The organism is Desulfovibrio inopinatus DSM 10711 (genome assembly GCF_000429305.1).
Classification (GTDB): Bacteria; Desulfobacterota; Desulfovibrionia; order Desulfovibrionales; family Desulfovibrionaceae; genus Alteridesulfovibrio; species Alteridesulfovibrio inopinatus.
On record NZ_AUBP01000006.1, the window covers coordinates 185,311 to 199,665 of the forward strand.

The 14,355-nt window shown below is 44.3% G+C and carries 10 protein-coding genes; all 10 read right to left on the reverse strand.

The features are described from left to right. Positions 1-16: 16 nt before the first annotated feature. The 10 genes from G451_RS0107145 to G451_RS0107185 all read right to left on the reverse strand — a co-directional run bounded on the left by G451_RS0107145 (position 17) and on the right by G451_RS0107185 (position 14,086). Positions 17-2,278 (reverse strand): sialidase family protein, encoded by a 2,262-nt coding sequence (locus tag G451_RS0107145; RefSeq protein WP_027183705.1) that lies wholly within the window; start codon positions 2,276-2,278, stop codon positions 17-19. Positions 2,279-3,224: 946 nt separating this feature from the next. After that, the gene (locus tag G451_RS0107150; protein ID WP_245587786.1) at positions 3,225-5,129 is read right to left on the reverse strand and encodes an ABC transporter permease; all 1,905 of its coding nucleotides are present in this window, start codon (positions 5,127-5,129) and stop codon (positions 3,225-3,227) included. Between the two features lie 50 nt (positions 5,130-5,179). After that, a complete protein-coding gene (locus G451_RS28155) occupies positions 5,180-6,337 on the reverse strand; it encodes an efflux RND transporter periplasmic adaptor subunit (RefSeq protein WP_034641185.1) in 1,158 nt (385 codons plus the stop codon). Further along, positions 6,334-8,076 carry an ABC transporter ATP-binding protein gene (locus tag G451_RS0107160; RefSeq protein ID WP_027183707.1) on the reverse strand — a complete coding sequence of 581 codons (1,743 nt, stop codon included), beginning with the start codon at positions 8,074-8,076 and terminating at the stop codon, positions 6,334-6,336. The genes G451_RS28155 and G451_RS0107160 overlap by 4 nt, the downstream gene beginning before the upstream one ends. Next, a complete protein-coding gene (locus tag G451_RS0107165; protein WP_027183708.1) occupies positions 8,051-9,589 on the reverse strand; it encodes a S8 family serine peptidase in 1,539 nt (512 codons plus the stop codon). Before G451_RS0107165 ends, G451_RS0107160 begins: the two co-directional genes overlap by 26 nt. Next, entirely contained in the window at positions 9,586-9,840 is a 255-nt protein-coding gene (locus tag G451_RS0107170; RefSeq protein WP_027183709.1) for a hypothetical protein, read from the reverse strand. Before G451_RS0107170 ends, G451_RS0107165 begins: the two co-directional genes overlap by 4 nt. A gap of 8 nt (positions 9,841-9,848) precedes the next feature. Further along, a complete protein-coding gene (locus G451_RS0107175) occupies positions 9,849-10,970 on the reverse strand; it encodes a TIGR04066 family peptide maturation system protein (RefSeq protein WP_027183710.1) in 1,122 nt (373 codons plus the stop codon). Next, positions 10,967-12,406 (reverse strand): Cys-rich peptide radical SAM maturase CcpM, encoded by a 1,440-nt coding sequence (gene ccpM, locus G451_RS0107180; protein ID WP_027183711.1) that lies wholly within the window; start codon positions 12,404-12,406, stop codon positions 10,967-10,969. Before ccpM ends, G451_RS0107175 begins: the two co-directional genes overlap by 4 nt. A 243-nt stretch (positions 12,407-12,649) precedes the next feature. Beyond that, on the reverse strand, positions 12,650-12,784 hold the full coding sequence (locus G451_RS35305; protein ID WP_084448427.1) for a CLI_3235 family bacteriocin precursor: 135 nt from the start codon (positions 12,782-12,784) through the stop codon (positions 12,650-12,652). A gap of 615 nt (positions 12,785-13,399) precedes the next feature. Beyond that, positions 13,400-14,086, reverse strand: a complete 687-nt coding sequence (locus tag G451_RS0107185) for a hypothetical protein (protein ID WP_027183712.1) — start codon at positions 14,084-14,086, stop codon at positions 13,400-13,402. Positions 14,087-14,355 lie beyond the last annotated feature (269 nt).

The following is a 14,355-nucleotide window of genomic DNA, read 5'->3' on the forward strand; positions in this document are numbered from 1 at the left end:
TCTTATTCTTCGTATTTTAATCGAGCAAAATACTGATTAACGAAGCCACGATACTGCCGGCATCTGGATTCAAGGGGGCGCCGGTGACGTATGTTTCCTTATACATCAAAACACCGTCTCCCGCGCCAACGCGGTTATCTGCCCCTGTCCAGGTGGCATTTTGTGTTGTTTTGCCATCAAAAGGATAATAGGCCAACAAGCCCGTCTCATTCCCCGTAAGATGTTGCAAACGCGTTGCCTCGATTTGCGATGCACTCCGCGCAGTATTCCAAAGTCGAAGTTCATCGACATCGTGTGTTCCATAGTACCCCGTGAAAAAGCAGCCATCTCCCTGTTCTACAGTTCCGCTCGCATGAGTCGATGCAAGAAGCTCCCCATTCAGATAGAGCATGAGGTTGTCACCCGAGGCAGCAGCGTCATATACGAGCGCTAAGTGACTCCATTGGCCTATCTTCACCACCCCAGCGTCCGACGAATCCGGTGTCAACACCCATTCCCCTTCATCCGTTTTCAGTCGAGCACCAAAAACGCGTCCAGCGTTCGTGTTGGTTGTCATCAACGCGTAGACCATGGCGTATGATGATGCGCGTTTGTACACGATAGGCCGTTCGGCACTTGTGCTCCCCGTTGTCCGTCCGCCATCATAGGGACGCACCCATGCTTCCAGCGTCAGGGCCGTGGTCACCGTATTGGACGCTCCTGCGGGAACATGCATGTTACCGAAATACTCGGTGTCGGTATCGTTCTCCATATGCAACGCAAAGTTCGCCGGTCCACTACCAGGAGAACTTGCCGGCTCGACACGACGGTAGATAATGTCGAAATCGCAGTAACCACCGCAGACCAGAGTCGAGTAGTAACGGGCTTCGACAACATAATGCAGTCGCCCTTGACTATCGAATGTAAAACGCGGGCGTCTCGCACCACTGGTCAAACTCCCACTGTACGAGAATCGAGGCGAGACAAGTGCAGGGTTCGTAAAGTTTTGTCCTCCGTCCACAGTTTGGACAATCTGAGGCCAATCACTGAGGACGGTCGCACTCGCGCCAGTCGTGTCCTCGGGATTTGTCTGAACTCCGGCCCACCATCCCTCATCACCATAATACGTTCCTGAGGTCACTGTGAGAATGGTATCGCCAGCAACAACCCCACTAGGAGAACCACGACGAAAATGAACAGCCCCATTCGTAGCCTGATAGATTATATAAAGGTGCTGTCCTGACAGAGCGAGTGTTTCCTGGCCTGCCTGTACTTCAACAGCCGTATCGCCTTCCTGGTTCAGGGGAATCGCTGAAGAAAAGGTATCGCCGTTATCTTGAGAAAGAATGGCGAAGATCGTCAAAACGTCAGTACTATCCAGCCCAGCCCAAACAACCGCTACATTATCAGCGTGAGCTGAGATTTTGGGAACATAATTCTCTTCCTGGAGCGAATACGTCTTATGCTTACCATTCAAAGATGGAACGGAAATCTGTTGGCTCGTGAAACTCCCCCCTCCATTATGGGAAGTCGCCAGATAGAGTACTCCTTCCTGAAGTCCATATGAATAGTATGTACCTCGATAGAGGACATGGACATCGTCACCGTACAACAACGCGTCTCCAATAGACCACCCGAGGGATGTATCCGAAAAGGAATATACCGAATGAGACTCCCAGGTGGCCCCGCCGTCATCTGTCATACGGACATAGCCTGTATTATTTTCATTCCAATTGACTTGCACACGATAGCAAACTCCTACTCTTCCTTGGTCCGAAATCGCGTGAAGATCGTAGACGTGATTGACATCACCTGCATTGTGCAAAACTTCCACGTCACCAAAGGTGGCGCCATTGTCCTGAGAGCGGCTTACCCCGAGTATCCCGTACCAGGTCGACCCTTGGCCATAATATGAATGGAAGATCAAGACATTGCCATTTGCCACCGCCATACGACGATAGGTGTTACTGGTCAGCAACCCCTGATCAGACGTGAAGGTAGCAACTCGCACCACTGCTCCGAAATCTTTACCGCCATTCAAGGAACGCCGGTAGTTCACAGCTTTGGAGCCGTCAGTCAGAGTCGTAATCCACATAACATGGACAGTATCTCCCTCGACGATGATTTCCTGGTCATAGTCTTCGTAGGTCTCGCTATCTTCCTCATCTTGGGAAAGATTCGTCTCCCAGGAGGATACAAGAGGATTTTTCGCTTGAGCAATACCAGGAAGACAATACGACAACATGAAAACAAGAAAACACGTCGTCAATTGTTGTGGCAAATTCACATACGATAGCATGGCAACCTCCGATAATCATGACGATTTAATAAGACTGCAAATTGCTATAAATGAGGCAGCATAACAAGTGAACATTCATTGAAAGGCATGAACAAATAGCACATAGCTCTATAATACTTATTTTCAGAAAATAATGTCCAGAGAAATAATCTGCGGCTAAAACAAACACAATACAATATATAAATTCATATATCAAATAAAAACATACGTAACAATAATAAACGAAAAAAACAATTGCATCTATCATTATGAATTAGTTTTAACAATTAGATATAAAAAAACATTATAACAGCAAATACATCTTATTGAAAAAAGTCTTTACACTTTATTCAAAACCAGAATCATTTTTATATTCAAAAGAAATCATTACATTCCATACTAAAACAGTAAAAAACAACTCCACTTTGATGCAAGCAGAACACACGTGCACATTGAAGTATATAATTATTATACACGTATCATCACTTTCTAGCATTGATCCGCTTTGACAATAAAATGTGGTAAAGTAAGGGGCAGAATAAGAAAAAACAAGCGAGATATGCTTGTAGCTTTTGATATGTTACATGATAAAAAATGATAAGGAAACAGAGGGAGGAGGGGACAGGCGAGATATGTCTGTAAACTGAAGCTGATGATACAGCAGTACTCTTCGTCGCTGATAATCAAAGCCATCAGAAGTCAGGACGGACTGTCAACGTAGAATTCATACTTCCGAAGGGAAGTCTCGACTTGCCGGCCGCTCATGCTGCCAAGTATTTCGACGGCGAAAAGCGTCTGATGAGATGGCAACTCTATAACAAGTTTTGGACTTGATCTTCGTGCTTGACGAAGGTTCTCGACAAGGAACGATCCTTAGCAAGATATTCATCACTTCTGATATGCTGCGAAACATGGGATTGGAAAAAAGCGGAACAGAGACGGAACTGTTTACAGCGATATATGCTAGCTACTCATTCATTAGAGCGGTGGCCGGATTAAGCCGAGAAGCCGAATAAGCAGGTATGCACCCCGCAAGAGTTCCAAGTGCCGTGGAACATACAAAGGCCATGATGATCCCATGATATGTGTATGATAGCGGGATATCTGGCATAGAACTCTCAAAGATAAATCGTGCCAGGTATGCAAGCCCACAACCGAGACATGCCCCTCCAGAGCACATGATTATCGATTCGAGAATAAGCTGTTGCAGTATATCACCCCGTCGAGCCCCGACAGCCATTCGTAATCCTATTTCCTGAACGCGCTCTGTAACCGAAACAAGCATGATGTTTGCGACACCGATGCCTCCAACAAGAAGCGATATGAACGCAATGCAGGTTGCGAAGAGTGTCAGAGTTTGCGTTGTCTGTTCAACAGCTTTTTGAAGTGTATTTGTATTAAAGGTGAAAAAGTCTTTTTTACCGTTATGCGCCCTTAACAGAAACGTATTTATTGCTGCTTCCGCAACCTGTGATTGATACTCTTTTTTGATGGCGATTGTTATGGACTCAATGCGAGGAGAGCCGACAATTCTGTATTGCATTGTGGAATAGGCAACAAATGCTTTCAAGTTGTTTTGCATTTCAGAATGTAATCTGTCGTCTCTAAGGATGCCGACAACGACAAGAGGGATTCCGTTAAAAAGAATCGTCTCACCGAGGACCTTTTTCGTATCTGAAAAGAAGACGTTTTTAACAGCTTGACTGATGACGACTGTTGAGGCTGCATTACGGCTGTCTTGCTCGGTAAGGAAGCGTCCTTCTTCCTTGGTGAGGTTTCTTATAGAAAAAAAACTCCTGTCTACACCGGTGAGCGTGATATCACGAGAAAGGCTTCCTTTTACGGCAAGACCGGCAAGAGCAGAAACAGGAGATACACCTTTGATGTAATCCAGGCTTTTCAGCTTATCGACATCGATTATCGTTAAACTGTTCAAACGCCACTCTTGTGTGTCTCCGAAGTCGTTCCCAGGATAGACTTCAATGGAATTCGCCCCCATTTGATTCATGTCGGCAATCACCTTTTCTTGAGCACCCTGCCCGAGAGCCATAACAAAAAGAACGGCCGCTATTCCGACAACTACACTGAGAATGGTCAAAGTTGTACGCAAGACTTTTGCTCTGACCGCTTGCAACGCCATCGAAACAATTTCTGTTACCATGTGGGAGGGGGAAGGTACGCGCCGATATGGCGGCAATTCCATGGAGAGAGACTGCGTGTGTTTCTGATATGCTTGCCTGGTATCGGATACAATCCTTCCATCACAAATCTCGAGCATTCTATCTGCACACGAGGCAATTTCTTTGTCATGCGTCACGAGGAGAAGCGTTTTCCCCTCTTCGTGCAGTCGCTTCAGAATACGCATCACCGTATCACTGCTTGCGGAGTCGAGCGCCCCCGTGGGTTCGTCGGCGAGCAGAATATCTCCCTCATTCATAAGAGCCCGAGCAATACTTACTCGTTGTTGCTCGCCGCCGGAAAGATTGGTGGGGATACTGTTCTGTTTGTCTTCGAGCCCGAGATGATCCAGCAAGACGAGAGCGCGATCAAGACGCATATCGCGTTCTCTTCCCGCGTAAATGGCTGGGAGCGCGACATTGGCAAGCGAATTGAGTGTGGGGAGAAGGTGATATCGTTGAAAGACAAAGCCAAAATGATTGCATCGCCTGTTGGCAAGTTCATCCGACGAAAGCGTGCTGACGTCCTCTCCATCCAGTACATATTGTCCGGAAAAGTCCGTATCCAGACAGCCAATGATATTCAATAACGTCGACTTCCCTGAGCCGGATCGTCCAACGATGGCTATGAACTCCCCTTTCTCAATATCCAGGCTGACATCAGAAAGAAGCGTTTGCTCTGTGTGACCACTCACGACGGTCTTGCAAATGTTTGACAGAGAGATCAAGGCCATAATCAATCACATCAACGCATGGATGCTATGCTGTTCATTATTTCTTGGTTGTCCATTTGCGACAACACTACGGTATCAGTAACGGTCAGTCCGGAGATCACCTCAACATTTATGTTGTCTTGTAATCCGGTAACAATTGGCGTCGTTGTAACGACTCCATTCTCTTTTTCCGTTAATACTGAGACGATGTTGCCCTGGGTATGAATGGCATCACGCGGAATGGTAACGACAGAATCAACAGACTCAACCGTAATGGAGCATTGTGCCGTCATCCCTATATGCAGTGTGTTGTCGGCATTATTGATCTTCACTCTGCCATAATAATACACAGGCTCTTTCTCCGACTTTTCATCGTCGTTACGGGCACTGCTCAAACGAATCGGTCCAGGATCTATAGAAGCAACATTTTCCACATATTCTTTTTCCGGCTCGGAAAGTATGGAGAACCGAACAGCCATTCCCGGATGTATTTTCGTGATATCGCCCTCGGATATAGACATTTTCAACTCAAGCTTATTGAGGTCAGCGAGTTGTACAATTGTCGGAGCTGTTTGGCTTGAATTGACTGTTTGGCCGGCTTTCACCGGAATCGAGACCACCGTCCCATCAATGGGTGCAACGATTCGTGTGTATGATAAATCCGTCTTGGTTTTATCGAGTTCTATCTGTGTTTTTTCTACCAGTGCCGCCAGCTCTTTCTCTTCAGCCTCGGCCAAATCCAGAGCATTCTGAGATTTATCGAGGTCGCTTTGTGCCAGTACACCTTTGCGCTTCAATTGCGATTGACGCCTCAAGTCTTGTTTCGCCTCACGAACATTGACTTGCTTTACGGCCAGTTGTGCCTGATGCATCTGGAGCGAGGCTTTTGTCATTTTCAATTCATTCAGTTGCGGAGCGGAATCAATCTCTGCGATAAGCTCACCCTTATGCACATACTGGCCAAGAACGACATGCATTTTTTTGATTTGTCCCGAAACCTGCGCCCCCACCAGAACAAGGTCTGCGGCAACAATCTCTCCCGTTGTGATGACGGATTGTTCAATTTGACCGAGTTTGGGATGTACCACCAAGTATTGGACGGCTCCTATTGACGCACTCTGTTTCCAATACGTCAAAGCAGCAAGAAGTATAATACATGTTACAGCAATAAACTTCGTGCGGCGTTTCATGATTCACTAACCCGCTGCATGGCAGACAGGTTTTCATATTGGTGCTGGTACATCGCTTCATACGAATCGTAGACGATAAGACTTCCGTCTCCTTTAAGATATAAAATTTTGTGTATATTGCGTAACAACTCGATTTTGTGCGTAATAAGAATGACCGTCTCGTCTTTGAGCGTCGTTTCCATCAATTTCATGATGGCGTTCTCCGAGTCCACATCAAGATTTGAGGTCGCCTCGTCCAGTAAGTACACCTTAGCTTTATTCAGCAGGAGCCTGGCTAATAATATTTTTTGCCTCTGGCCACTTGATAACTTTCCGCCGTTTTGTCCGGGTGTCGACGTCTCTTTGCCCTTGAAGAAATCCATCGCCCGACTTTGTGATAACGCCAGAAGGATCTGTTCTTCGCTCACATCTTTGTACAGGCGGATATTTTCCAACAGATCAATATCGAAAAGGTAGCTATCCTGGTTGATGCAGGACAAACTCTCCCGGTACGATTTTTTTTCGATTTCGACGAGGTCAACGCCATTAATATATATTGTACCAGAATCAGGCTCATAGAACTTCTGAATCAAACCCAAGAGGGTTGACTTGCCGGCTCCATTTTGACCGACAATGGCGACTTTCTCCCCTTTATGTATTGAAAAATTGATATTGCTCAATACAGGTGTGTCCGTATGGGAAAATGAAACATGAGAAAAAACAATCGTGTCGATAGAACTGATCGGGCTATCTCCTGACGTTTCCCTCTCTTTTGCGGCCATATCCATGAAACGATAATAGCGCAGGGCTGACGGGATAACACCAGAAAGGGAGTAATGAATATTAAGCAGCGAGGAGATAGGGTCCATTACATACATACTGTACGTAATAAGGGCAAACAGTGTCCCCATAGTCAATGAATCGTTCAATATGAGGTATGCACCAATCGCATACAACACACCGATGAGCACTTCGACCATGGCCCGCTCAATGCTTTCATTACTGCTATCGAGTATTGCCAGCTTTTTTTGACTTGCTGTCAGGGGCGTTATGGTCTCTTGCAAATGCTCTTCCCATGTATCAGAAAGCCCAAACAACCGTATATCTTTGATTCCCTGCACCGCATCGCCAAACCAATGGGCGAATCGAGTTTTTGCTTGAATAAGATCTGCAATCGAGGCTTTTCTCTTGCGGGCAAGAAAATTCACCAGGGCGTATTTTGCAGGAATGAACATGAGTACAATAACAGCAAGTCTGTGCTCAATAATAAATAGGCCGACAAGCCCTCCCAAAAACATGGCAAGCTGAGTAACCGCAAAGAATATGTGCTTCCCGAACAGTGACAAAATATTGGTGGTATCGACCTCCAAGTCATTAAAAATGTCGGTGCTGTTTTTTGTTTTAAAGAACTGGACCCGTATGTGAAGCAATGCCTGAAACACTTCAACAATCAACCGACGGTAGACATCTATATAAATCGATATCCGCAGTTGTTCCTGAACGATTCCTACCACGGCATGAAGGACGCCGAGAATAACGATGCCCAACGCGCAGTATAAGACATTGGCATAGTTCTTTTCAAGTATCCCTTGGTCGATAATCAGTTTATTCAGAATGGGAATGAGAAACGCAATCCCTACATAGGCACCAAGGCATATAATGATAATAATAATCTTCTTTTTGTAGTTAAAAAAAAGTCTGAGAGATCTTTTGAGAATTGCAAATTCTTCACTTTTACGAGACTTCTGCTGTTTCTTCATCGTATTGTATCGAGTCAAATATGATATTGAATAGTTTTTCAACAGACGATCCGTCATGAAACTTGACGTTTTTTTGCTTGTCAAAAGAAAGAATCCTCTCTGGAGTCACTTGAATCAATAGCTCTGCATAAGAAGTATCATCGGCTCCAACATTTCCAAAGACGATGAGGATGTCGATGGGAAGTTGCTTGAGATTGCAGAGCTGGTCGGAACCGACATCAAGCGGGGCATGCATTCCGTAAACGTGAGCATCCGCTTGATAGATATGCTCCATTTGAGAAAAATGTCGCGGAACATCCCCAACGTCTTCAATATAGAATCCATCCAGGAGGACAGCCATAGGCCGGTTCATAGAAAACGGCACATGGTATCCCTGGTGACTGAATTTTATCGAAAGAGAACGACACGTTTCCAGGAGGCGTGTTTCAGATCGATCAACGACCGCTATCATCGGAGAATTCAATGAACGTGCAATTCCATCTTGGTATACAGGGCGACACTGCGAGGCGGACCAAAGTTTTATATTGCGTTGTCCAAACAGGCTTGAGATAGAAAAATTATCAATAATAACAATATCTTTTTCCGCTCTAGCTGCACTTTTCAGAAGCACATTTTTCAATGATTGTTGCGAGTATGTCCTCCAGATGAAGATGACCGTATCCACACCGATATCAGTCATATGCTTTTCAAAAGCATGACGCATATGTTCGCTGAGCAGGAGCACATCGACGACTTCAAATGAAAATGTGGGATTGGAGAATGGAGTGTCGGAGACCAACAGCGCTCTTTGTACCCAGTCCGGCCTGATATGTAAGAAAGGCCCCTGCTGCGCTCCGGTATTTTCTTTAAGGCGCATGACAAAATCATTGCAGGAGATACTCTTTCCCTGCTGCATATCCTTGCAGGCCATCGCCGTAATATACGGGGCGGCACAACTGTTCGCCTGCGGAGTAACAAATAAATTTTCCCCTTTTGGGATCAAGGAATGACGTGCTGGAGCCGAGACGGTAGCACCATCCAAGCTTGCATCGAAAAACGCGGGTTGCTCCCCCATTTTTGTGGCTTTCACCCCAATGACATTGGCAAACGAAGCCGGATAAGTCGCGATGTTACGATTGGAAAGCGCAGCAATCACAAGTGACTTCTGCGAAAGCCTGTTCATGATGGGGAGCAGTTTTTCTCGATCTTGAAAGCTTGTGGTACCAAGACTAATATTAATAATATCGGCTTCTTGCTCCAAGCACCACAAAAGGCCCGTCACCAGGCGGTTGATGTCACATTTGCAGTTGGAATCATTCAGGACTTTCACGCTGCTACAAGCATAGTCCGGACAGTACTTTTTCACGATTCCAGCACAGGTCGTGCCGTGGCAAGGAGCGTTGCTTTCGCCCTCCACGCGCTGAGTGATATTCCCTTTAGAGTCGACTTCGACATCGTGCACCATGTCGATGTCGAAGTCGTCGCCTTTCACTCCACTATCGATAAATACAACATGGGGTCTGGGAAAATTCATGAAGTTTTGCTACATATGAGTTCGCTCAGCCCATTGAGTGTATAGAATTGATCACTCAGAACATCGCCTTCATTGAGTTTGACGCCAAAAAGCTGTTCGGTTTCAAACAATATGTAGACGAGATTTCGAGCGTATAAGTTCACGTCTCGACTGAAAAAATGTTTGTCAGCAAGTCCCTTTTCCAAAATATCAATATCGAACTTGTCGCAAATAACATCATTGATCTTCGCTGCAACATTTCTGGTATTCATGACTTCCCCTATAAAGCTTCGACGTCGCCGTAATATGCAAGCTTTTCAACAACAGCTTCAAAGAGCTGCTCTCGGGTTTGCTTGGTGTACACAATGTCTGCCAATTCTTTTGGAATGGCGTCGGCAACCATCTGGTGATCGACAACGGTAAATCTAGGATCGTCCAATGAATCTTCCCCGGAGAGGAAATCCAAAACCACATTGTGTGCTAAGTAGCCAACGATATCCATGGAAAATCGGTGAGTTAACAATGGAGTCAATCGATTAAAATATTCAGGCGTATAGTGGGCTGAGGCTAAACAGACAAGCGAAGCATCCGGTTGGGCTGCTCTCGTTATTTTGTAAGCAAGGGTTCCAAAGTTTTGGGTTTCCCGATTTGTGATCGGCAACAAGCCGCCTGGGACACCTACAATGAGGACATCAGGGTCTTCGGTCTTTTCGACGTTCTTCAAATAGTGATTGAAAAGAATAATCTTCTCCGAGCTTGTGAACTCATGACTCAACATAAATCCCGGCATGGAATGAACGCCGAAGAGTGAACCATCACTTCGCGAGGATATAAGCGATGATTTATAACCAATTGATTTTAAATAATTTACAAGAGCCAATTGCGTATCAAGGCTGCCGACTCGTTCTGTAAGACCAAAAACCATAATAACAGGAACCGTTATGGTTTTGAGAAGAAGTTTCTTCCCTTGCATTTCCTGTTTCATTGCGCTGTTTTGATATAAATTCGTGTTGAAATATGTAAAATTACATTTGTTTTGTAAACATCTCCTGTCTAAATCCTCATATTCCGATTGAGTCAGGTCGACAGTACAAACAATGTGCTTTTTCTCATCAATCGCTTGTTCAATCTTTTCTATGAGATCAGCATGTTGGAGAGCACTCTCTCGATCATGGTGAGCGAAGAGCACCGTATCGGCACGGCCAAGGGCCTGTTGAAAATCAGACGTAATTGGAAGCGTCAGTGTTTCCCCGTGGTCCAAGTGGCCGGCGTCAATGCCATCAAGCCCCCATCCGACTGGCGAAACGCATTGCGTTATATCTAATCCTTTTATGCTGCCTTTATTCCTTACAAGCGGTAAAGATTTCCAATCATAAGGATATATCATGGTCGCGTTGCTCATATGCGCTCCTGTCGAGTCAATATCGGCTCGTCATCTTCAAAACGGTATCCATACTCAATAAGTGTGACATAATCCTTCAACAAATTGTCGGCATTAATTTTCACATACTTACAATCTGATTTCTTCTTTTCTCTGGATAATCCCTGCTCCGTGTCCGCAGCGACGAGACACTGCGTACACATTCGAATTGCCCAGCACTTCTTACATTGATCCTCGGTTAACTTGCCGATGTTAATGAGTGCATCAACTTTATCAACATCAAAACCATCTGACAGATTACCGATACGACATGCTTCTGACTCTTCATTGACTCTTTCGCATGGAAATAAATCTCCATGTACATTAAGAAACAATTTGCGAGCCCCAGCAATACACGGCCCACTATGGTGCATTTCCTCATGAAGCCCAACACTTCTCTCTCTTAACGTGAACATACGTGACTTTATCGTTGAAAATTTTTGCTTTGCAATATGTGATATACTTTTTTCACTAATCAACCCAATCTGATACAAAAGTGATTTGAATGACTCAGTTTCATCATGAATAAGAAAGCTATCCGATGAGGAAATGACTCCTTTTCTGTATTCAGGATTAATGGGATTACTGAGCATCTGCGTTCCATCAAGCGCTTCATACTGAACGAAGAATTCATTTGAACAGGTTGCATCAAGACTTTGGTCAACAACGGCATTGACCATCATTCTTTTATAAAGTGAAGGATAATTCTCTTTCATATATGCAATGTTCGCCATGATGGTATCGAAGGTCCCTCCTCCTGTTGCTGCAAAAATCCTATTTTTATCATGAATTTCTTTTGGTCCATCAAGGCTCACAAGAAGAGTAAATTCATTTTCCTGTAAAAAATCAAAGATTTCATCATTAAAGAGCGTTGCATTTGTCGTCATATGGAAGTGAACATTTTTGCCTTCATTCTTCTTCTTTGCATAATTGACTACGGATTTTATGAGAGAAAACTCCAAGAGAGGTTCTCCTCCATAAAATCCAATTCCAACCATGTTCATTCCTGTAGAATGAGCATGCAAGAAATCAACACCGGCCAGAGCTGTTTCAAGTGACATACGTTTTGAAGAGTGCTCTCTTCCTTCATACGATCCTGAATAGACACAATAATGGCATCGTAAATTGCATTGTTGTGTAACCTGGAGAGTGATCCCTTGTATTTTCTCCTGAAGAAAGCGAGGCAAAATAGAGGATACGGGATGCCCCACACTTTTGATCGGGTTTCCAGATATATAGCCTAATTTTAATATTGTCTTAAATTTGCCAGTGTCTTCAGGGGATAATGGCGTGTCGTGTTTAAAATAGTCATAAATTCCAGGTGTTGTTTTTATAACGGAATTTGTTGTTGCATCGTAAAGATAATAGGAATTTGGCGTAGAAAAAGGATAGACATAACACTGAAGTTGAGAGTTCATGCAGAATCCTCCATGCAACAACGAATTAAGTAATGCATCTTGTTGCTCTTTAATATATAAATTAACTACAAATAATAAACTGAAATCATATACACAAAATACATATTGCATATATGAAGAGAGAAGACCAAGGTTCCCATTACATTCTTGGCGGATAGGGAACCTTGATCTTCATTCTGCTACACTTGAGGAAAACACAATTCAATTGGCGAACCTTTAGGACAATTCAAGTCAACTTAAAGTTTAGTACTTAACCCCTCTGTAGGTGCTGTATTGATTGGTGTAGCGGCTGTACAGGCCGCACCAGCAGTCGCAAACACAAGAAAAAGCTTTAACAGTTTCGTTTCCATTCTGAGGTTTCTTTCCAAGCTTTTTCACCTTGAAACTCCTTGTTGTTTAAAAATTAATGAAAGATGATGTTTTTTATTCATTCGCCCCTTTCATGTCAACACATATTAAATATTTTGATATGCAAACTTGAATTGTAACAACTATGTCACAAATATTCCATGTACAATTAAAAAAATCGAAGACATACTCTATTAAACCTATCTATTAATAACACAGAAACCTATTAAGAAAACCCAAACTCATGAGACATCATTCGCTGGCGACCAGAAAGAAAATGGGAATTGTACGAGAGGAAAAGAGGCTGTCGAAAGAAACCAGACTCCTGCTTGTGACGGTATTTTGGCACAAATGAAGTGCTGCGGATCATACCATGCGCCCAAAGAGACGCTCACGGTCAACGAATAGAATCTTTGCTTTTTTCACGTATGCGCACCGGGAGGACTGTACAGGCAGGTTTGGTCGACGCTTGCAAAAAGAGAAAAACTTAAAATTACGTTGTGAAGAAGGCACCGAAACACTCTGTGATCGCTTCAAAAAATACGCTCATTCAATGAAAAATCCCCCTGGTTGCGAACCTGTTGAGGCAACCAGGGGAGAAAGCATAGTGACTTTTTATACGAGACAACCTCTTGCCTTCGGTATTTATTTATTTTTTTTCGTGAGAAGATCTTGAATTTGTTGAGAAACTTCAGACACTTCAGTTTGAGCTTGAATGACTTCGAGCTGAGCAGCTTCAACTTGAGCTTGTGCCGCAAGCTGCTTCACCTCATCACCTTCCGAGCCACTCACCTTGCTCATCGCATTCTGCAGGTTTTCCTGTGCTTCTTGTAATCTTTGTTGTGCCTCTTCGAGTTGCTTGTACAGAGCTTCGAGGAGTTGCTGGTCGGCCCTCTTTTCTTTTTCCGTGCCTTCCGTGCCTCCAGCTTCTCCGATTGCTTCAGCTTCAGTCGCGCCTGAGGTCTCATCAGTGTCTTCGGAGGCTTCCTTTGTCGTATTCGTCGTATTTTTCGTTGTCGCTGTAGTTGCGGACTTGGTCGCTGTTTCTTCGGGGGATCCGGTGGCTTCATCCGAACCTTCCGTTCCGTTTCCTGCTACGTCTTGCCCGTCACTTTGGTCTGTTTGCTCCTCACTCTTTTCAGATTCGGCAAGTAAGTTCCGCGCTTCATCTGAAATGCTTACACTATCCTCACCATTCGTTGATGATTCGCTATTCGTATTCTGCCCCTGCTCATCAGTTTTCCCCTCGGCGTTGCTGACTTTTGTGGTTAACTCAGACTGATTATTTTGTTGAGCATAATACGCAAACGGCTGTATCATTCCGGTATCCATATAAGCTCCTGTGTATGAGTCGATTCAGAGATGGCTAGATGGCCAATGGCTATAATACATATCGTCCAGAGGCAAATAAAACTTTAGGCCATGCTATTTTTTAACAATAAACATATTTTACCCTAAAGAAGCATACAATAACCTATGATGATCACAGGAAGTTTGAACGTTGGACTGTCAAGACTCCTCGAAAATGACCCAATATTTAAAAAATCGAGGCACCTATTAGGGCGTGTTTCATCGTAAAATTATTCGCCCCCAGGGAACAC